The sequence below is a fragment of the Bacillus sp. AFS023182 genome (assembly GCF_002560575.1).
In the GTDB taxonomy this organism is placed as follows: Bacteria; Bacillota; Bacilli; order Bacillales; family Bacillaceae_G; genus Bacillus_A; species Bacillus_A arachidis.
Window position 1 is genome coordinate 104,308 of the sequence record NZ_NTRO01000003.1, and the last position, 19,800, is coordinate 124,107.

A 19,800-nucleotide genomic window follows, 5' to 3' on the forward strand; every position below is an offset into this window, starting at 1 on the left:
ATACGCTAAGGGGATTTCTATCATGCCACATGTTTTCTTTCTATATTTCGTACTGATACCGGATTATACATACGATTCATTCCAAATACAATAATCGCTGTTAATAATTCCGCAGCCGGCATTACAAGCCAAATTCCGTTCACTCCAAACAGTTTTGGCATAATCCAAAGCAATGGAATAATAAATAATAATCCGCGACTTAAAATAATTAAGACTGATTTTGTCGTTTGTCTTACTGACTGAAAATATTCTCCGTACACGATGTTATAGCCTAAAAATACATATTGAATAAAGAAAAGACTAATCCCGTTTACCGTTAGCATAAGTAATTCTGTCGACTGAACATCAAACAATCCGATGATATATTTCCCAAAGAATAACCCTATCACAATTGCTACACATCCAAGTGCAACAGCTGTTTTCACTGCAAATTTTAGTCCTTCTTTTAACCGCTCAGGTAAATTTGCACCATAATGAAAGCTTGCAATTGGTTGCAAAGCCGCTCCAACACCAAAGAACAATAACAAAGTCATTGAGTGAATACTATTTACCATCGCATAAGAAGCGACCCCTAGTTCTCCAGCATATTGAATAAAAGCTATGTTAAAGCCAATCGTTACAATTGCTACTGTTATCTCTGTTGTAAAACTCGGAAAACCAATCACCATGATTTGCTTAACTGTATCCCATTCAAAATGAAATTTCGTCCATTTTAAAATACTGTTTTTTCTAAAGAAATGGCTTAATAAAACAAGAAAACCAATTGCTGCAGATAAAATTGTAGCTGCAGCTGCACCAGTTACCCCCCAGCCAAATATGAAAATAAAAATATAGTCAAAAACAATATTTAATAACGCTGTTACAACAAGTCCTGCCATCGCTAAATTTGGATTGCCATCGTTTCGTATAAACGTACTTAAAATATTTTCTAGTACATATATCATTCCAAATGTTAATAATACAGTTAGATAATCTAATGCGTACGGCAGAATTACTTCATTAGCTCCAAATAAATAAGCTAAATCTTCTATTCTCCATAAACAGATGACCATTAAAGCACCAACAATTACCACAGCTACTGTCATAGACTGTGTAAAAATTGATCTCGCTCGCTCAATTTTATTTTCACCTAACGCTATGGAATATAGTGTAGCTCCGCCCATCCCAATCCACAATGATATAGAAAAGAAAATGGAAAAGGCTGGGATAGCAACGTTTACTCCCGCTAAAGCATTCGCTCCGACGCCCCTGCTAATCATAACGGCATCGATTACAATATTCACGGACATTAATACCATTCCAAGAACCGCTGGTATTAAATATGATAGAAATAAACTTTTTATTGGTTTATCTCTTAATTTCTCAGTTGTTTCCATAACAAAATGCTCCTTTACAATTCTCTGTTCACATTTTAAACCTTCAAGTTACTTGAAAGTCAAGCGAGAATAAAAATACATTTTTGTTATACAACCGCTACTTCCTTTTTATTACTGGAATTTGTATCTCTGTAACCTGCTCTTCTGGATTCTCCGTCACAGACCAGTCAATCAATGCAAGCTCAATTGCATCTCCTGATACTTTATATCCTTTTCTTTCAATTGTTTTTAACAACTCCCTATAAGTCCCATCTGTTTCTTCATATGGACCATGATGGTAGGAGCAGGCAAACATTCCTTCTTGAATAGCAGCTGCAGTATCCACTTGAAACGGCATATAATCCAGCAAAATAAAAATGCTGTTATATTCTTGAAATTTATTTTGAAAAAGGCCCTCTTTTGACACTGTTACGCCAATATCCCCTGAAAATAAACTATCATCAATTTGCTTCATATTTTTTTGAAGCGAATGTATATAATACTCGAGCATATCGTCCGTTACATTTGGTGCAATTGACAATGCAGTAATTTTTCTTTCTGATAATTTCTTAAATGTTACATGATTCACTTTTGATGCGGTAGCTTCTTGCATCATTTCGATTTTATGATTTATTTTTGCTAACGAATATTCAATTTCCCTTTGTTTCTTCAACATCATTTCTTGTTGTTTTTCCAGCAAATTTAAAGCATAAGATGGATTTCTTTCATCAATATACTTCTTTATTTCCTTTAAAGAAATATTTAACTGACGTAAAAATTTAATTGTATCTAAGAGCGAAAATTGATCAATTGTGTAATATCTGTAATTTGTTTGTGGATCAACAACTGATGGATGGAAAATCCCTTTTTCGTCATAATATCGCAATGTTGATTCTGCAACATTATGCATTTTCGCCATTTCGCCAATTGTAAACCGCTGATTAAATAACATATTTCTTACTCCATTTCTATCAAATAAATTAATTTCTTAAAACAAATTTATTTTTCTTTTTCGTCTCCTTCATTATATAGACATATATTCCTTATTCAAAATAAATCATCCAAATTAAAATATGCCAATTTAGCATTGATTTTTCTTGAAAATTATTATATATTTATCACGAGTTCAAATTACAAGTTCAAAAGAACTCGTATAAAGACCTCTTGTTTAATGTGTGTTACATATTGTTTTACATTAAGCAAATCCCGAGAAATCGTATAATAAAAAAACTAAAAGGAAAAGGGGAGATGAGATGGAATTTTTCTTTCAAATTGCGTTAATTTTATTAAGTACAAAAATTGCTGGTGACATTAGTGTCAGATTAGGTCAACCTTCCGTACTCGGAAAATTAATCGTTGGTATTGTAATAGGTCCGGCTGTATTCGGTTTAATTAACAACTCCGACTTACTCACACAGTTAAGTCAAGTAGGAGTTATTCTTCTTATGTTTATGGCAGGTCTAGAAACAGATTTAAAAGAACTAAATGAAAATCGTAATTCTTCGTTAGCTGTTGCTGTTGGTGGTATCGTTCTCCCATTTGTAGGTGGTTACGTTGCAGGTCTTGTGATGGGAATGGAACAAGCAAATGCGGTCTTTTTAGGATTACTTCTATGTGCAACAAGTGTTAGTATTTCTGTACAAACACTTCGTGATTTAGGAAAAATGAAGACGCGTGAAAGTACAACGATGCTAGGTGCGGCTGTTTTTGATGATATTCTTGTTGTTATTTTACTAGCATTTGCTATGAGTTTCCTAGGATCAGCTGATGTAAGCTTAACTATAATCATCTTGAAAAAAGTGGTCTTCTTCGCATCTATTATCTTAATTGGTTGGAAAGGTGTTCCACTGATTATGCGCTGGTTATCGCCACTACGCGTATCAGAATCTATTATTAGCGCAGCCCTTATCATTTGTTTCGCTTTTGCATATTTTGGCGAACTATTAGGAATCGCTGGTATTATCGGAGCATTTGCAGCAGGTATTGCAATTTCTCAAACGGATTATAAACATGAAGTAGAAAAGAAAGTAGAGCCAATTGCCTATGCAATGTTCGTCCCAATCTTCTTTGTAAGTATCGGTATGAACATTACGTTTGTAGGGATTGGAGATAAAGTATGGTTTATCTTAGCATTAACAATCATTGCTGTGTTAACAAAGCTAATTGGTTGCGGATTCGGAGCACGTATAACAGGATTTGATTTCCAATCTTCTACAATTATCGGATCTGGTATGGTTTCACGTGGTGAAGTCGCTCTTATTATTGCAGGACAGGGGCTTACTTCTGGACTACTAGCACAAGATTACTTTACAGCAATCGTTATCGTCGTTATTTTAACTACAATGATTACACCGCCAATGTTAAAATATTCATTTGGCGTAAAAGATAGACAATTAAAACAAAGTGCATAAGACAGTTGTAGCAAAATGAAAAAGCAAGCCATTATACGGCTTGCTTTTTACTATGAAATACGTTCCATTGCTGTCTTCAATGTCCCGACAACAAAAGCAATTTCTTCACTTGAAATAATAAGCGGTGGCGCTAATGTTAACACGTTATTATAACCTGCTGTTGTCATTCCGTTACGTCCAATGATTAACCCTTTTTCTTTACAAGCATTCACTACACTTGCAATTTTATCATTATCAATTGGTTCTTTTGTCTCTTTATCATTTACTAACTCCATACCAACTAATAAGCCTTTTCCCCTAATGTCTCCAACAAACGGATGATCTCCAATCTCTTCCTTTAACTGTTTTAATAAAAGCGATCCCATTTGTGCAGAACGCTCAATTAAATTTTCATTTTCCATAATTTCTAAGTTTTTAAGTGCTAACGCACAAGCAGCTGGATTCCCGCCAAACGTATTAATATGCCGGAAAAATTCATATTCTCCAGTCCCCTTAAACGCTTCATAAATTTCTTTCTTCACTGCTGTTGCTGATAATGGTAAGTATGCACTTGTAATCCCTTTTGCCATTGTAATAATGTCAGGCTTTACATCATAATTCATAAAACCAAACGCTTTTCCAGTACGTCCAAAACCACAAATTACTTCATCACTAATAAGTAGAGCTCCATGTTTTTGACAAATTGTATGAACAGCTTTCATATAATCCTGAGGTGGCATCAAAATACCACCACCTGTAATAATTGGTTCCATAATAAATCCAGCTATCGTTTCACTTAGCTCCCACGTCATAACACGGTCAATTTCCTTCACACACTCTATGTCATAAATGTTTTGCGATTCCACCCCTGGCATTCTGTAACAATCTGGCGGCGTCACATGTAAAAATCCTGACGCAAACGGCTCATATTGATATCTACGCTGCGCTTGTCCTGTCGCTGCCATCGTCGCCATTGTATTGCCATGATAACCGCGATAACGTGACATAAATTTATAACGATGTGGTTGCCCATTATGTGCACAATATTGCCTTGCAATTTTAAAGGCCGTTTCATTAGCTTCTGATCCACTATTAGAGAAAAAAATAACATATTCTCCTCCAAGCCATTCATTTAACTTTTCAGCAAGCTGAATTGCGGGTTCATGTGATTGAGACATTGGAAAATATGATAGTGTTTGCAATTGCTCATACGCTGCATCAGCAAGTTCTTTTCTTCCATACCCACTATTCACACACCAAAGCCCACTCATACCATCTAAGTATCGTTTCCCCTCTATATCTTCCACCCAACATCCTTCGGCTTTTGCCCCAACCATTGTGCTATTTGGGCTAAAAGGGCGCATGCCATGCCAAACATACTTTTCATCCTTTGCTAATAACATATCTGTTTGTTTTGTTTTCACCATACATTCCACCTTCCAAAACAACTTATATTTCTTCAAGCTGTACTGGTGCCATGATGAGGTAAAGTTTTCTCTATTTATTTTCATTCCACATGAACGAAACAAATCCTACCAACTGCAGCGTAATATTTTTAAGCAAAACCCCAAAATAATAGAGCTCTCCAAGAAACTGGAAAGCTCTCTTTCTTCTTAATGCGTAGACACATCACTAACCCCATGACCTGTATTAGATTTGACAAGGATTTCATCAAACTTCGCTGCATCTTCTTTCTTGCTTGAGAAAATTGTTCCTAAGTACGCTGCTAAAAATCCAAGTGGAATAGAAACAATCCCAGGTGTTGTGTAAGGGAATAACGCTTCTCCGACAAAGATTGCTTTTCCAGCCTCAGGACTCCAAACATTTGGGCTCAGTGCCACTAATGCAATAGCTGAAACTAAACCAACAACCATTCCGCAAATCGCTCCTGTTGTATTAAAACGCTTCCAATAAATTGTAAACAAAATAACCGGTAAGTTCGCACTTGCAGCAACGGCAAACGCTAACGACACGAGGAATGCAACGTTTAATGTTTGAGCAAATAGCGCTAAAATAATAGATAATACCGCTACCCCAATTGAAGCATAGCGCGCCATTGATACTTGTTCTTTTTCTGTTGCTTTACCTTTACGAATGATCTCATTATAAAAATCATGTGCAAATGCAGAAGCTGCTGTTAATACAAGACCTGCCACAACAGCTAAAATCGTTGCAAATGCAATTGCAGAAACGAAAGCAAATAAGAAATCTCCACCAAGTGCTTTTGCTAATAAAGGTGCTGCCATATTACCAGCTGGGTTTGCTTGAATAATCGCAGCATTCCCTACAAATGCAGCTGCACCAAAGCCTAGGAAAATCGTCATAATATAAAATGCACCAATTAACCATGTCGCATATACAACAGACTGACGTGCTGTTTTAGCATCACGAACAGTGAAAAAACGAACAAGAATATGAGGTAAACCAGCTGTCCCAAGAACAAGACCTAAATTTAAAGAAAGCGTATCTAAACCATCCTTATATTTCACACCTGGATTTAAAAAAGCTTCCTTTAGAGGTGTTGCCGTTTTCATCTGCGCAAACATTTCTGTCACGCTAAAATTAAATTTTGCAAATACGATTACTGAAATAACAAATGTTCCCGCCATTAGTAAGACAGCTTTGACAATTTGTACCCAACTCGTCGCTGTCATACCTCCAAAAATTACATATACCGTCATTAACGTCCCAACGATTAAAACAGATGTCGTATATTCTATTCCTAATAATAATTTAATAAGTGCTCCTGCTCCCACAAGTTGTGCAATCATATAGAAAATTGAAATTGTCATCGTATTTAAAGCTGCAACTCCGCGTACCTTTTTCGCATCAAAACGAGCTGCAATCATATCAGCTAATGTATATTTCCCTAAGTTTCTAAGTGGTTCGGCAACAAGATATAATACAACTAAATAAGCAACAAGAAAGCCTATGCTATAAAAGAACCCATCAAATCCAGTTAATGCAATTGCCCCTGCAATTCCAAGAAAAGAAGCAGCTGACATATAATCCCCCGCAATGGCCAGACCATTTTGCCACCCAGTCAAGCCTCCTCCTGCCGTATAAAACTCATTCGCATTTTTCGTCTTTTTCGATGCAAAGTATGTAATGACGAGCGTACCAAGGACGATAATCAAAAATAGTGCAAACGCCGTTGTATTCAAGTTTATCCCCTCCCTTTTTGTATATCTTGAAGAATCTTTTGTGAAGTCTCGTCGAACGATTCTGCTTTTTTGCTATAGATCATACATAACGCCCACGTCATAACAAATTGTGCAAAAGCAAAAACCCAAGCCCATGTCACATCACCAAATACTGGTGTATTTAATACCTTTGAATAAGAAGTTAAAATCGGCAATGCAATAAAAAAACTTAAAAAGAAAATACTCATCGGAACAATAAATTTCCGCTTCTTTTCTAGCAATAATTGAAATTCTTCTGATTGAACGACTTCTGTATAATTTACCTCCCCTTGTAACTTACGTGCCGAACTATCTCGTTTCATTCGCCCTCTCCCCTCTCCTTCATTCTTTAAATAAAATTCTCCCTCGCCTCTACAAAAATATAAATTTTACAAATATTCAGAAACTTTATATTTATTTTAGACAATCTCTTCTTCTCTGCAAAGATTTTTCGATAGACATTTTTCGGCATATTTTTCTAATTTCTTAATATATTTTTGAAAAATAAAGAAGTAGCGCTCACCGCACTACTTCCTTATTTTTCTCTTTTTCTAAGTTTCGTGCCGTCCTACTTAATTCAACATCTTTTCCATCTTTATACGTACCAAATAAAAAATCATACACTGGATTCGACACACCAAACCAATAATTTTCATTTTTATAATGATGCAAAATATGTGTTTTTTTTAACCATCTACCAAAACGAGTCAACGGACGAATTGGTCTATGTGCTATATAATGTTTCCATTCATAAACAAGTAACATTATAATCATTCCTATTCCAAATGAGAGTGTAATCGTTACATCTTTTGTGATCCCATATAGAATGAACAAATAAATCGTAAACCCTGGCAGGCTATACCAAGCTGGTAAAAATAATAATTTTAAATCATCAGGATACACATGATGGTCATAATGTAATCTCTTTAACATTTTCAGTAAAAATGGATTTTTTGGAGGCTTCATATGAAATAAAAATCGATGCGTAACATATTCATTCACTGTATAAAAAATGATACCAGCAAGACATGATATACCCGCTATTCCTGTAAATAATTGCATTTGCAAAATAATGATAAAAAGAATCATTACCCCAATCATAATGATAATATCATGTTGTAAAAAAAACTCCTTCCATACTCTTTTCATTCATCCTATCCCCTTTCTTCGAAAAAACAGCCGTAACATATCGTTACGACCCTTTCTATCTTATCTATGTTACTCTCTTTATATTATAAATTAGCTCGTTGCTCTATTGTAGAGAAAAAGTCATTCGAACCAAATATATTTTGTTTCGGTATAATATTTTCAACTGCAAAGACAGTTACTTCTCCTCTCTGCACTTCTCCAATTATAAGTCCCAACAATTCATGATTTACAGCAAATGTTAATTGCTTTGTTTGAAGTAATCTTTCAACAGTTTGAAGAACAGCCTCATATAAAGGGTTCCTATCCGTTATTTCTTTTCTAATCTTTGGCGCTAATGTAATGATAATTTCTTTTCCATTAACTGTGGTTCGATACATAAAAATCTCCCCTTCGGTCTTATATGAACAACTGTAAGGCTTTATACGCAAAGTGAATCGAGTACCCGACTAAAATGAAACCAGCTCCCAATGTAATATAACCGAGTGCCTTTGGCTTAAGTAGAGTTCGTCCAAAATGAACAGAAAAAGCGATATTTAAATTCCACAAAATAATACCACCAATGATGCAAAGGCTATATAAAAACGCCTCCTGCTTTGTGACTTTCGTAAGCAGTGAACTAAGCGTACTTCCATATACACCAAACCAAAAGACAAGATTTAATGGATTAGATACCGCAATGAAAAAACCTGCCATATAGGATTGATGAAGTCCTCCTACCTCTTCTTGATTATATTCCATATTTGAATGCAAAATTCCTTGTTTTACACTTTGAAATCCTAAATAAAACAGTAAGAAAAAACCTATACAATACATAAATGCCTGTACATATGTATACATAAATACAGAAGACAATCCAAAGTAAATAAGAAGCATAAATAAAACATCTGCACTCATGCCCCCTATTCCAACAAGCCAAGAGTGCCAAAACCCACGTTCAATCCCTCTTTTTAACATTTCAATATTAATCGGTCCTACTGGTGCAGCCAATGAAATACCTAGTACAATTTGTTGTATAATCGCTCCAAACATAGTTCTATCCTTTCCTACTCCTTTTATATTAGCTAATGAAAACACGACAAAATATAGACTATCTTTTTCAAAAAATATACACCATTAAAATGTCCTTTTTTATCCAAAATATGCAAAAAAGCCGTCCATAGGCGGCTTTCACTTCTCTATTTTATGATGAAATGGACATTTACCTGTAATCGGTTGAATATCGTCTCCAATAAAATATTGCTTCCACTCACGATGCTCTGGGTCACCATAATGACTGATATTCGGATGTTTCGGCAATTGATCCCATTTTTCCACCCGTTCTCTGACCATTTGCCGCGAATAAGCACCTTTGGGCCGATCTCCTTCTAAACCTTCAAATATAATTCGCGGCTGAAATCCTATAATGAGTGAATTTCCTAAATGTCGCGTTTTTCTTTGTTCATAAGCAGGAGCGTTTCCAAAAGCAAACATAGGCTCCCCACCAAATGAAAATTCCCATAAGTAATGATCTGGATTTTCTGGGATTCTTTCAGGCCATGGCTGTTCATCTGCTTCATGTAAATATTGTAGCACTTTCCAAAAGTAAGAACGGTAATACTCAAGTGATCGTTCTTCATATTCCGGTTCTACAAATAGAAAAAAACCTCTTCTTACAACAGGTCGTTCGTTCATCAACTCCAAAAAAGAACACATCGTCTGTGGTAAATGATTCCAATCATCATGAGACAAGAATGAGTAGCGAAGTTCATTCTTCTTTAAGGCTGTTAAACCAAAATAACAAGGAAACGATGGATCCAATACAACATTAGAAAAATTTCCAAATTCCTCAGAAACCCATATTGGTATATCCTTCCTCATCTTCATTCCTTCATTATCCAATAAATAAGACTGATTCATTCTCTCACCTCATTATGTACAGTACTCACTTAAACATATTAGAAAAAGAGCTTGTCCTATACCATAAAAAAACTTGCGTAAAAAATTATTTAAAAATACAAAAACTTAAAACCGCTTACTTGACTAAAATCTACCATTTCATGTATATTAAAACTATCATTTAGCAGAATATTCGATAATATAATTTTTTTAGTTTTATGAATTCGCGAATATTTCAAATCAACTTTACTAAATGAAAAAGTAATCGTTTTTTAGGGGGAATTGTAACATGCAAGGAAAAGTAAAATGGTTCAACAATGAAAAAGGCTTTGGATTTATCGAAATTGAAGGCGCTGATGATGTATTCGTACATTTCACAGCTATTCAAGACGAAGGCTACAAATCTTTAGAAGAAGGTCAAGAAGTATCTTTCGACATCGTTGAAGGAAACCGTGGACCTCAAGCTGCTAACGTAGTAAAACTTTAATCCAACATATAAAAGGGGGTTACCTTACTTGGTAACCTCCTTTGTTATTCCTTTGTATATTTCCTTTTTGCAGGGTAAAAACTATGTGAAATGCGACAGAATACAAAGGAGGAATTGATGATAGTGAGCTCACATGTGAATGATTTTGAAGAAGTAAAATTCCGCGTAGAAACAGCGCAAAAAATGGTAGGCTCTGCAACAATTACAATGGATCCCGAGTCATTACAACATGCGACAATTGCAGTCGAATCTGCACGTTCTCAGCTTGAAACAATGAAATCTGTTGCGACAGATTTAGACGAACCTTTTTTAATGAATGAAGAAAAAAAATTAAGTCTATGCGAACACCAATTGAAAGAAGCGAAACATTAAATAAGCATCCAGAGATACCTCTGGATGCTTTTTACGATAATTGCTCTCCATATGCTTTTAACTTTTCTCCGACAGTGCACTGCCGAATACAAAAAGAATGGGCATAGTATTTACTATGTGTCTTTCGATAGTGTTCCTGTAAAAAACATCCTTCACAGTATGTTTCTAACAAATCATTTACCTCTGTAATGAGCTGCTTCTTATTCACCCCTGCACCTCTCTATTCCAATATTTCTTTATGGCTATCGATTGCTGTTCCTTCTAATGCTTGCGTGGCCAATTGATGTGCTTCTTTATTCTGTTTCCTTGACACTGGTTCACAGACAAGCTTTAATTTCATCTTCTTTGCTTTTTGTTCAATCTGATCTAAGTAATGATTCAAATGTTCATCGTAGCACGGCCATTCTCCAGCTAGTTGCTGAAGTACGACTTGAGAATCACCATGTAGTGTAACCGGTTCATATTTGATTCCTAATTCCTCTAGTACATTCATTCCATATAATAACGCTGCATATTCCGCTTCATTATTATCATATATGCCGTCTATATATGCATTTCGACGAACTCGATACACCTTCTGACCTTTTTTATAATAAATACAAATACCAATTCCAGCCTCTTTCGTTTGCAGGTCATATCCCCCATCAAAGTAAATACGAATATCTTGTGGCTCCTCTTCTATTTGTTTACCGAGCTTATTCATCTCTTTAAACGTCCATTCCGCTCCCATTTCATCATAAAACAATAGTTGCTTTACTCTTCCAGTTTTCTCAAAATCAGTTGCAAATTGAAGTGCCTCTTCTATGTTCATATAATCTGTTATTAATTCTGTTTGAAGATTCGATTTTGTTTTATACACCCAACATATTTTATATTTCATGTTAATTTCCCCTTATATAAGAATTCGTATTTTTATTTTATTATATTTTACCAAGAGTCACTGTATTGTATGCGAATGAATCAATTCATATTGTGAATAACCCCCTTAACTAAAATTAAATTAGATTACTACCTTAAATTTAAGCTGGAACATTCTGACTCTCCACCCATAAATTTTTAAATAGGATGCTCCTTTATATAGTGAAACTTTAATGAGCCTCGATCAAAAAATGAATATTCAGTTATTTTATAATAAGAAAAAATACTTAATAATATCACAATCGTTAAAGTTCCTAATCCAACAAATGCTATCTTTTTCTGAATCTCATTTGCTTTACTGGTAACTTTTACCTTAACCTTTGTTAACTCTTACTACCCGTAAATTAATTTTAGTGTAATGAATCAAAAGTACTTATTTATATATAAATAAAGAGGCTACCCAATCATTCCGATTTGGTTCAGCCTCTTTGTTTATTCTTTACATCACTTTTTCAAATTGCACTCGTTTATTAATCCAATACATAACAGGCATACCAATAGCCATTACCACAAATTCACCCGCTGCACATGTAAGCCATGTAAATAAAAATGGCAGTTCAAATGCAAGGTGAAGTTCTATCGCTATCATAAACATTGTAACTGTAAAGATAACTGTATTAAAAATCATACGAGCCCAAACACCCTTAATAAAACGCATAGAAATAATCGTAGCGAGAAGTGCAAGAATGGATTGTCCTACTCCAAATACTAAATCATACCCAATCATAGGTGAGAAAAAGAGATTTGTTAAAAATACACCTAAGACAATTCCATAAATTGATTTCTTATTAAATACCACGAGATGATTAAACATTTCCGAAATACGAAATTGTACATTCGTAAAGCCAAATGGCTGAATAAGTGCAGAAACAGCAATATATAACGCTGCCAAAATACCATTACCAACTATAGTTTTTATTTTCATGACAAAATCTCCTTAGTTTTTTTACGTGGGATGGTCCCGAACCACGTGATTCGTTTTTAAACAGCAAATTTACATTGTACGCAATAGTCAACCATTCGTCAATAGATTCCTATCCTTTACTATCCTTTCTCTTATAGACCGCGTATAATAAAGTATATGAAAGGTTTAGGAGGTTTCACTTCATGACAGCAATAATTCAAAATGAAAAAGTGATCGTTTCTATCTCTGAAAAAGGTGCTGAACTAGAGAGTGTTCGCTTAAAAGAAGACAATACAGAATATTTATGGCAAGGAGATCCTAAATATTGGGGGCGCCGTGCACCAATTTTATTCCCAATTGTCGGTAGATTAGTGGACAATGCATATTATGTAGATGGTAAGCCTTATTCATTAACACAACACGGGTTCGCTCGCGACCTTATATTCTCTGTAAAAGAGCAAAGTGAAACAAAAATTACTTATGTAGTCACTAGTAATCAAGAAACTTTACAAAAATATCCTTATGAATTTGAGTTGTATGTTTCTTATAAACTAGACGAGCAAAATATACATGTTACTTATGAAGTGATTAACCCTACTTCAAAAGAAATGTTATTTTCTATCGGAGCACATCCAGGGTTCAATTGTCCTTTAATAGAAGGTGAATCATTTACAGACTACCATTTATCATTTAATGGCCCTGAACATTTAGAAACAAGCGTTTTAAAAGGACCATTTCTATCAAAAGAAAAACAATTGGTTGTTGAAAATAAGACAGAATTACCACTTACATACGATTTATTCAAAAATGACGCCCTTATTTTTGAAAATATGAATACAAATGAAATTTCTATTCGCTCTCATAAACATAATAAATTTGTCAAAGTAGCATTTGAAGGTTTCCCATTCGTTGGTGTTTGGACATCAGGTAATGACGCTCCTTTCTTATGTATCGAACCTTGGTATGGGATTGCTGACGAAGTAGAACCAGCAAAAGATTTCAAAGAGAAAAAAGGCGTACAACCCTTACAAGCAAATGAAACATTTACATGCCGCTACAGCATTACAATTGGATAAAGTGCCTTTTTTCATATTCTATCCCTCATCTTTACAATTAGGTGAGGGATTACTATCAACGAATGCTATATAATAATGGAGGTATTCAATTTTGATTGAAGTATATATTGATGGTGCATCAAAAGGAAATCCCGGTCCTTCTGGTGCTGGAGTTTTTATTAAAGGTGTTCAGCCACCTGTGCAACTATCACTACCACTTGGAACCATGTCCAACCATGAAGCTGAGTACCATGCATTACTCGCTGCATTAAAATATTGCACAGAACATAATTATAACATTGTCTCTTTTCGTACAGATTCACAGCTTGTTGAGCGTGCTGTGGAAAAAGAGTATGCAAAGAACAAAATATACGTACCGCTTTTAGAAGAAGCACTACAGTACATAAATAAATTTGATCTTTTCTTTATAAAGTGGATTCCTAGTAGTCAAAACAAAGTTGCCGATGAATTAGCAAGAAAAGCCATTTTAAAAAATTAATGGAGGTTTTAATGTGAAAAAAGGTTGGATTGCTCCTCTCGCTTTATTATTTGTCTCCTTTATTTGGGGGGCCACGTTTGTTGTCGTTCAAAATGCAATGTCATTTGTTGGACCATTTACTTTTAATGGTGTTCGCTTTTTACTTGCTGGAATCATTTTATTATTTGTCCAATTTATATTCTCGAAACAAACTTCAAAACAAGAAATTCAGTATAGTAGCATTGCTGGTTTAATTGTCGGATTTTTCTTATTTGTCGGTTATTTGTTGCAAACATTTGGATTACTCTATACTACTTCTTCTAAAGCAGGATTTTTAACTGGACTCAGTATTGTTATGGTTCCCATTCTTTCGTTTGTTTTTTTAAAACAAAAAGCTACACCTTTTATCATACTTGGCATTATTACTGCAACAGCGGGTCTATATTTACTAACCGCTGGTGATTCTTTTCAATTAAATATTGGTGATATACTCGTTCTCGGCTGTGCAATTGCCTTTGCAGCGCATATTCTCATCAACGGGGTCTTTTCTAAAAAGATATCCCCTTTATTATTGAGCACATCCCAAGTATTGTCTGTTGGAATTTTTTCTTCCATTTGTGCTTTTTTATTCGAGGACTGGGAAAAGTTATTTTCAATCTCTTTATGGACGAATTCCGCTTTTTTATTTGCTCTACTTGCAACATCCCTATTCGCAACATCAATCGCTTTTTTTATTCAAACAGCTGCGCAAAAACATACTTCTCCAACGAGAGTTGCCATTATTTTCGCAATGGAACCTGTCTTTGCTGCCTTAACAGGTGTTCTTGTCGCAAACGAACAGCTTTCTATTCCCGCAGTACTTGGTTGTCTCTGTATTTTCTTAGGTATGATCTTCGTTGAACTTCCTTCAAAAGCAAAAAAAGAAGCGCAGGCTGCGTGATGTTACGCTTGTAACGTCCGCATAAAAGCCTTTGCGCTTTTTTTATCAGTAATTTTCTCTTCTCTCAAACGCTCTAATAAAGCGATAAAATAACTGCCATCAAATTGCAATTGATGTTTAATTGTTGCCTCAATTGCCGTATTCACAAGCCCATCAGATGCACCTGTATACCCTTGACCAAACATAATAAACCCTTGTGCATCCTCTGATAATTTAAATCCTTTTGTATGTAAAAATGAAAGATAATCTTGTACTGTTTGCATGCTGTTCCCACCTACCAAAAAATTCTCCACTTCCTATCATACAAGTTTTCAGGCTTCTTGAGAATAGATAAAAACAACATTAGATGATTCGCTAATTTTCACTTTCTTTCCCTCACCTTGGTTATATTGTAAGGTGTTACATGATGTGAAGATAAAGAAAATGAAATAATCCCCTATATAAAAAGGATTCATCTACCGCATCAAGAAATAAATAAAGTGTAACTTTATTTGGCGGGAATTTTCTTCATTCCGCACCTGTCTCTCTTGATATATTCTGAACATTGAGACCAAAAGATCATTACTCACAAATAACGAGATAAAAAGGAGAAATGTAATGAAACAAGCTCTATTAATTATTGATTCTCAACAAGAACTGATTGATGGTAACGAGCAAGAATCTGCAGTATTTCATAAAGATCAATTATTAACGAACATAAATATAGCCATTCAAAAAGCAATTCAATCCAATGCTCTTATTATTTTCGTCAGAGATACTGATGTTGCTTCGGGTGTGGGGAAAGGCTTTCAAATACATGAGGAAATTAAAGTACCTCATACAGCACAAATCATAGACAAACAAGCAACCAATTCATTTTATAACACCTCTTTACATACGATTTTAAGAGAAAAAGAAATTGGCCATCTTGTTATCGGTGGTTGCAAAACCGAACATTGTATTGATACCGCCGTTAGAACAGCAACTGTACAGGGATTTGACGTCACTTTAATCAAAAACGGTCATTCTACAAATGATTCTACGATTTTATCAGCCAAGCAAATTATTGACCATCATAATAAAACACTACATGGTCATTATAATGTGGATCATTTTTCTGTTGTGAGAGATGTCGAGGAAGATTTATTTTCTCCTATTCATGATCAATACCGTGAGTAGAAAAAATCGCATTTATAAATAAAAAAGATTCCTTTTTTAAAAGGAATCTTTTTTCAACCGAATATCTGCGCAGCAATGCCATATAATCCACCATTTCGTTTCAAAAATTGAGTGCTGTTTTTCATCATAACTGGTGGTTGATTTACCTTTTGAAATCCAGCTGTCTCGAGCACTTTCATAAAAAATTCTTTTCCTTCTGGTACATCAATTCTAAGTCTTCCCTTATAGTCTTTTGCCAAATGATGAACAATTGTAGTTGCGATATTATCACTCGGCGCAACAATCGGTCCTATAATTCTATTTTCTGGAGTTTGCACGCTCATTCCATATCCTACAATATTATTTTCTTTGTCTTTTACAACCACACATTGTTCTGATTGTTCAATTCTTCTCTGTATAAAATTGCGTCTATTTACACCGCAAGCCAATTCATCTAACTTCACAATTCTATTACTATCTCCCTCGCCATAATCCATAAAAGTGTACTTCTTACTCCCCTCAAAACCCATGAGAGTTACATACTGATTACATATATATTTCGAAACATGACTAACCGCTTGAAAACCTAATTTTTCATATAAAGGTTTTCCCTCTTCTGTAGCAATAAGCATAATCGATGTCTTTTCTGAAACATTTCTTATACAAGCCTCTGTTATTCTTCTGCCAATCCCTTTTCCTTTATACTGCGGATGTACAATGACCATGCCAATAGAAGCTAGCTTCTCTCCATATAAGATAATAGCTGCACTGGCAATACATTCGCCTTTCATATTCTTCCCACCATATACAATTCCTGATTGGAAAATTGTTTTGATTTCTTCTAAACTATAATCCCATCCAACTAATTCAGATAAATGTATAAGATGCGGGATATCTTTTTCCTCAATTCTCTCTATTGTAATCACTATCTACCCTCCCACTATATTCCATAAAGGTTGCTCGCTTAATAAAGGAAAACTTTAATCAGTGGGGGTTTTCTTCATCCCCCACTGATTATTAGTTGAACCAATCGGGCTTTTACGGGAAGTTGATCCCCCACCTATCTTCCTTGTTTCTCTCTGAATCTTGAGATGGGGGTCTTACTGCCCGTTAATGCGGGATAAATAGGAAAGAGCTCTATTATTCTTGCTTATTAATAATTTGTGCTAAATCCATAAAAAAGCTTAATGATTCAGGGTTGGCCATGGAACCTTGATTGACTACTTTTTCTGCCGGAAACCCTAATAAAATTTTTCGAATTGGAACTTCTAATTTCTTTCCACTCAATGTTTTCGGAATTTGCTCTACTACGTAAATTTCGTCAGGTACAAAACGTGGTGAAACTTTTTGTTTTATTTCGGCTTTTATCGCTTCTTTTAGATTATCACTCATATTTACTTCAGGTTTTAACACGACGAAAAGTGGCATAAATGATTGACGTCCAAGGAGCTCTAAATCCACTACTAGACTCTCCATAATAGCATCTAGCGACTCAACTATACGATAAATTTCGCTCGTCCCTAGACGTACACCTAGCCGATTGATCGTAGAGTCTGATCGTCCGAAAATAACACAGCTTCCTTTATCATCAAATTTAATCCAATCACCATGTCGCCAAATCCCTGGATACATCTCAAAATAACTTTCAAAATAACGTTTATTCTTGTCATCTCCCCAGAAATAAACGGGCATCGATGGCATTGGTGCCATTATAACCAATTCCCCAACTTCATTAATAACTGAATTTCCCTCATCATCAAATGATTGTACGTGGGCTCCTAAAGAACGTGCTTGTATTTCTCCAGCGTAAACAGGCAATATAGGCGAACCACCAACAAATGCCGTACATACATCGGTCCCTCCACTAGTTGAAACAAGCCACACATCTCTTTTCACATTCTCATATATCCACAAGAATCCTTCTACCGATAGAGGTGAACCTGTTGAACAAATAGCCTTTAACCTAGAGAAACGATGTCTTTCTTTTGGCTTAACCCCGAATTTCATACATGCGCTAAGGAAACCTGCACTTGTACCAAAGAAAGTAACACCAACTTCTTCTGCAAAATCCCATAATATATGTATACTCGGATAAGATGGACTGCCATCATATAAAACAATTGTACCTCCAGTTAACAGTCCCCCCACTAAAAGATTCCACATCATCCATCCTGTCGTTGTAAACCAAAAGAACACATCATCTTGATTCACACCTTGTTCAACTAATAATGTTTTAAGCTGTTCTAATAGTATTCCACCTTGACTTTGTACAATCGGTTTTGGCAACCCTGTTGTTCCAGAAGAAAATAAAATCCAAAGAGGATGTTCAAATGGAACCTTTTCAAAAACAAGCTCACAATCTCCTCGCAATAGATCCTTCCAATACATTGTACGATTATTCAATTTAGAGTCATTACTGCTAACATAAGGGATTAAAACAGTCTGTTTTAAAGTAGGTAGACTCGATTGAATTTCCGAGATATTTGTTATTCTATTCTGAATTTTACCATTATAAGAATATCCGTCAACCGCAAATAAAATTGTCGGTTCAATTTGTTTAAATCGATCAATAACAGTATTTGTCCCGAAATCAGGAGAACAGCTGGACCAAATGGCTCCAATACTGGCACATGCTAAAAAAGCAATTACTGTTTCAGGAATGTTAGGCATATAAGCAACTACACGATCTCCTTGTTTCACTCCTAATTCCTTTAGAGAATTTGCCACCATCGCTGTCTTTTGCTGAAGTTCTTTCCAGCTTATTTCTGTTCTCCGAGTGGTTTCTGATTGAAAAATTACTGCTGGCTTATTTCCTCTTACATTTCGAAAAACATGTTCCGCATAATTTAAAGTAGCACCTGTGAACCATTTTGCCCCGGGCATCTTTCTTGATTCCAAAACTTGATTATATGGTGTGTTAGATTTGACTTGGCAGTAATTCCAAATATTTTCCCAGAACATTTCAAGTTCGTCAACAGACCATTTCCATAATTCACTCTGATTGCTAAAAGATAAATCCTTCTCTTGTTTAAGCCATTTCATAAAGAGACTGATACCTGATTTTTCTATTTGTTGTTGTGATGGCTTCCATAATAGGTCCCCTTCAGTAACCATTTTCATTGTTATTCATTCCCCCTTAGCTAACAATTTTTTAGACGTAAATAATAACTATATACAGTATTTGCTCTTTAAAAACCTTTTTTTCAAAGGAGGAAGTTCGTACTTTAATAAAAAAGCTCTCCTATAAAAGGAGAACCTTTTTACTACTAGCTTAATAAACTTATGTCTAAAGAAACCTGAACTTGTAATTATCTTCTGCTTTCATTCTTTCAAACTCTTCTTTATGCTCTACATACAAATGGACTTTTTCTACATCTCTCACTTTACAACCAACGCCCCTGATTGGAACATAACAGCAGAACCACACCTCTCTTGAAACCATTTCTGTTGTCTTAGTAACTTGAATTTTTTATTTATTATTCTTTTCTTTTTTGTTGATACTCAAAGAATGAGGTTACTCTCCCTCCTATTCAGTTACCCAAACTTTCTCCTTCTTTC

22 protein-coding genes and 1 riboswitch are annotated in these 19,800 nt (G+C 35.1%); of the genes, 7 read left to right on the top strand and 15 right to left on the bottom strand.

All coding sequences use genetic code 11. The features are described 5' to 3' along the window. Positions 1-20 precede the first annotated feature (20 nt). Together CN288_RS01400 and CN288_RS01405 are read right to left on the bottom strand one after the other, a co-directional pair. Entirely contained in the window at positions 21-1,376 is a 1,356-nt protein-coding gene (locus tag CN288_RS01400) for an MATE family efflux transporter (RefSeq protein ID WP_098301738.1), read from the bottom strand. A 97-nt stretch (positions 1,377-1,473) separates the two neighbouring features. Continuing rightward, positions 1,474-2,307 (bottom strand): MerR family transcriptional regulator, encoded by an 834-nt coding sequence (locus tag CN288_RS01405; protein ID WP_026591783.1) that lies wholly within the window; start codon positions 2,305-2,307, stop codon positions 1,474-1,476. A gap of 301 nt (positions 2,308-2,608) precedes the next feature. Between CN288_RS01405 and CN288_RS01410 the strand changes: the two genes are divergently transcribed. Further along, entirely contained in the window at positions 2,609-3,766 is a 1,158-nt protein-coding gene (locus CN288_RS01410; protein WP_026591784.1) for a cation:proton antiporter, read from the top strand. Positions 3,767-3,816: 50 nt separating this feature from the next. On the opposite strand, the gene CN288_RS01415 is transcribed toward CN288_RS01410, so the two are convergent. From CN288_RS01415 to CN288_RS01445, 7 genes are all read right to left on the bottom strand, one after another. Next, positions 3,817-5,172 (bottom strand): aspartate aminotransferase family protein, encoded by a 1,356-nt coding sequence (locus CN288_RS01415; protein ID WP_098301739.1) that lies wholly within the window; start codon positions 5,170-5,172, stop codon positions 3,817-3,819. A gap of 186 nt (positions 5,173-5,358) precedes the next feature. Further along, positions 5,359-6,909, bottom strand: coding sequence for a solute symporter family protein (locus CN288_RS01420; RefSeq protein ID WP_026591786.1), 1,551 nt, complete (start codon positions 6,907-6,909; stop codon positions 5,359-5,361). Between the two features lie 2 nt (positions 6,910-6,911). Continuing rightward, complete coding sequence (locus CN288_RS01425; RefSeq protein WP_026591787.1) at positions 6,912-7,250, bottom strand: DUF485 domain-containing protein; 339 nt, start codon at positions 7,248-7,250, stop codon at positions 6,912-6,914. A 196-nt stretch (positions 7,251-7,446) separates the two neighbouring features. Beyond that, positions 7,447-8,076 (bottom strand): sterol desaturase family protein, encoded by a 630-nt coding sequence (locus CN288_RS01430; RefSeq protein WP_026591788.1) that lies wholly within the window; start codon positions 8,074-8,076, stop codon positions 7,447-7,449. A gap of 83 nt (positions 8,077-8,159) precedes the next feature. Continuing rightward, positions 8,160-8,453: a hypothetical protein gene (locus CN288_RS01435; RefSeq protein WP_026591789.1), complete on the bottom strand. Its 294-nt coding sequence runs from the start codon at positions 8,451-8,453 to the stop codon at positions 8,160-8,162. A 19-nt stretch (positions 8,454-8,472) separates the two neighbouring features. Further along, a complete protein-coding gene (locus CN288_RS01440) occupies positions 8,473-9,105 on the bottom strand; it encodes a LysE family transporter (protein WP_098301740.1) in 633 nt (210 codons plus the stop codon). A 138-nt stretch (positions 9,106-9,243) separates the two neighbouring features. Then, positions 9,244-9,972, bottom strand: a complete 729-nt coding sequence (locus CN288_RS01445) for a YqcI/YcgG family protein (protein ID WP_098301741.1) — start codon at positions 9,970-9,972, stop codon at positions 9,244-9,246. 268 nt (positions 9,973-10,240) lie between these two features. On the opposite strand from CN288_RS01445, the gene cspD reads away from it, so the two are divergent. After that, entirely contained in the window at positions 10,241-10,438 is a 198-nt protein-coding gene (gene cspD / locus CN288_RS01455) for a cold-shock protein CspD (protein WP_026591792.1), read from the top strand. A 123-nt stretch (positions 10,439-10,561) separates the two neighbouring features. Further along, complete coding sequence (locus CN288_RS01460) at positions 10,562-10,810, top strand: DUF2564 family protein (protein ID WP_026591793.1); 249 nt, start codon at positions 10,562-10,564, stop codon at positions 10,808-10,810. 31 nt (positions 10,811-10,841) lie between these two features. Here the strand turns inward: CN288_RS01460 and CN288_RS01465 are convergent, their stop codons facing one another. The 3 genes from CN288_RS01465 to CN288_RS01475 form a co-directional block, all read right to left on the bottom strand. Further along, positions 10,842-11,018, bottom strand: coding sequence for a zinc-finger domain-containing protein (locus CN288_RS01465; RefSeq protein WP_081811016.1), 177 nt, complete (start codon positions 11,016-11,018; stop codon positions 10,842-10,844). A 12-nt stretch (positions 11,019-11,030) separates the two neighbouring features. Continuing rightward, entirely contained in the window at positions 11,031-11,690 is a 660-nt protein-coding gene (locus tag CN288_RS01470) for a ribonuclease H family protein (RefSeq protein WP_098301743.1), read from the bottom strand. Between the two features lie 477 nt (positions 11,691-12,167). Further along, positions 12,168-12,653 (bottom strand): QueT transporter family protein, encoded by a 486-nt coding sequence (locus CN288_RS01475; protein WP_026591795.1) that lies wholly within the window; start codon positions 12,651-12,653, stop codon positions 12,168-12,170. A gap of 6 nt (positions 12,654-12,659) precedes the next feature. Then, a riboswitch (PreQ1 riboswitch) is annotated at positions 12,660-12,704 on the bottom strand. A gap of 131 nt (positions 12,705-12,835) precedes the next feature. Between CN288_RS01475 and CN288_RS01480 the strand changes: the two genes are divergently transcribed. The 3 genes from CN288_RS01480 to CN288_RS01490 all read left to right on the top strand — a co-directional run bounded on the left by CN288_RS01480 (position 12,836) and on the right by CN288_RS01490 (position 15,105). Further along, a complete protein-coding gene (locus tag CN288_RS01480; protein WP_098301744.1) occupies positions 12,836-13,708 on the top strand; it encodes an aldose 1-epimerase family protein in 873 nt (290 codons plus the stop codon). Positions 13,709-13,799: 91 nt separating this feature from the next. Further along, positions 13,800-14,186 (top strand): reverse transcriptase-like protein, encoded by a 387-nt coding sequence (locus CN288_RS01485; RefSeq protein WP_098301745.1) that lies wholly within the window; start codon positions 13,800-13,802, stop codon positions 14,184-14,186. Between the two features lie 13 nt (positions 14,187-14,199). Continuing rightward, positions 14,200-15,105, top strand: coding sequence for a DMT family transporter (locus CN288_RS01490; RefSeq protein WP_090692374.1), 906 nt, complete (start codon positions 14,200-14,202; stop codon positions 15,103-15,105). A gap of 2 nt (positions 15,106-15,107) precedes the next feature. Here CN288_RS01490 and CN288_RS01495 read toward each other — a convergent pair whose 3' ends face one another. Beyond that, entirely contained in the window at positions 15,108-15,368 is a 261-nt protein-coding gene (locus tag CN288_RS01495; RefSeq protein WP_098301746.1) for a DUF6123 family protein, read from the bottom strand. Between the two features lie 334 nt (positions 15,369-15,702). Here CN288_RS01495 and CN288_RS01500 point away from each other — a divergent pair, with 334 nt between their 5' ends. Next, positions 15,703-16,263 carry a cysteine hydrolase family protein gene (locus CN288_RS01500; protein WP_090692379.1) on the top strand — a complete coding sequence of 187 codons (561 nt, stop codon included), beginning with the start codon at positions 15,703-15,705 and terminating at the stop codon, positions 16,261-16,263. A gap of 53 nt (positions 16,264-16,316) precedes the next feature. Here CN288_RS01500 and CN288_RS01505 read toward each other — a convergent pair whose 3' ends face one another. Both CN288_RS01505 and CN288_RS01510 read right to left on the bottom strand, forming a co-directional pair. Next, complete coding sequence (locus CN288_RS01505) at positions 16,317-17,171, bottom strand: GNAT family N-acetyltransferase (RefSeq protein ID WP_170833674.1); 855 nt, start codon at positions 17,169-17,171, stop codon at positions 16,317-16,319. Positions 17,172-17,382: 211 nt separating this feature from the next. Continuing rightward, positions 17,383-19,362 carry an acetoacetate--CoA ligase gene (locus CN288_RS01510; RefSeq protein WP_098301747.1) on the bottom strand — a complete coding sequence of 660 codons (1,980 nt, stop codon included), beginning with the start codon at positions 19,360-19,362 and terminating at the stop codon, positions 17,383-17,385. Between the last annotated feature and the right edge of the window lie 438 nt (positions 19,363-19,800).

Bases quoted from the DNA above. Each gene is read 5' to 3' on its own strand.
- CN288_RS01480 (WP_098301744.1), top strand. From the start codon at position 12,836: ATGACAGCAATAATTCAAAATGAAAAAGTGATCGTTTCTATCTCTGAA.
- CN288_RS01400 (WP_098301738.1), bottom strand. From the start codon at position 1,376: ATGGAAACAACTGAGAAATTAAGAGATAAACCAATAAAAAGTTTATTT.
- cspD (WP_026591792.1), top strand. From the start codon at position 10,241: ATGCAAGGAAAAGTAAAATGGTTCAACAATGAAAAAGGCTTTGGATTT.
- CN288_RS01510 (WP_098301747.1), bottom strand. From the start codon at position 19,362: ATGAAAATGGTTACTGAAGGGGACCTATTATGGAAGCCATCACAACAA.
- CN288_RS01425 (WP_026591787.1), bottom strand. From the start codon at position 7,250: ATGAAACGAGATAGTTCGGCACGTAAGTTACAAGGGGAGGTAAATTAT.
- CN288_RS01405 (WP_026591783.1), bottom strand. From the start codon at position 2,307: ATGTTATTTAATCAGCGGTTTACAATTGGCGAAATGGCGAAAATGCAT.
- CN288_RS01470 (WP_098301743.1), bottom strand. From the start codon at position 11,690: ATGAAATATAAAATATGTTGGGTGTATAAAACAAAATCGAATCTTCAA.
- CN288_RS01440 (WP_098301740.1), bottom strand. From the start codon at position 9,105: ATGTTTGGAGCGATTATACAACAAATTGTACTAGGTATTTCATTGGCT.
- CN288_RS01410 (WP_026591784.1), top strand. From the start codon at position 2,609: ATGGAATTTTTCTTTCAAATTGCGTTAATTTTATTAAGTACAAAAATT.
- CN288_RS01430 (WP_026591788.1), bottom strand. From the start codon at position 8,076: ATGAAAAGAGTATGGAAGGAGTTTTTTTTACAACATGATATTATCATT.
- CN288_RS01435 (WP_026591789.1), bottom strand. From the start codon at position 8,453: ATGTATCGAACCACAGTTAATGGAAAAGAAATTATCATTACATTAGCG.
- CN288_RS01475 (WP_026591795.1), bottom strand. From the start codon at position 12,653: ATGAAAATAAAAACTATAGTTGGTAATGGTATTTTGGCAGCGTTATAT.
- CN288_RS01445 (WP_098301741.1), bottom strand. From the start codon at position 9,972: ATGAATCAGTCTTATTTATTGGATAATGAAGGAATGAAGATGAGGAAG.
- CN288_RS01500 (WP_090692379.1), top strand. From the start codon at position 15,703: ATGAAACAAGCTCTATTAATTATTGATTCTCAACAAGAACTGATTGAT.
- CN288_RS01415 (WP_098301739.1), bottom strand. From the start codon at position 5,172: ATGGTGAAAACAAAACAAACAGATATGTTATTAGCAAAGGATGAAAAG.
- CN288_RS01495 (WP_098301746.1), bottom strand. From the start codon at position 15,368: ATGCAAACAGTACAAGATTATCTTTCATTTTTACATACAAAAGGATTT.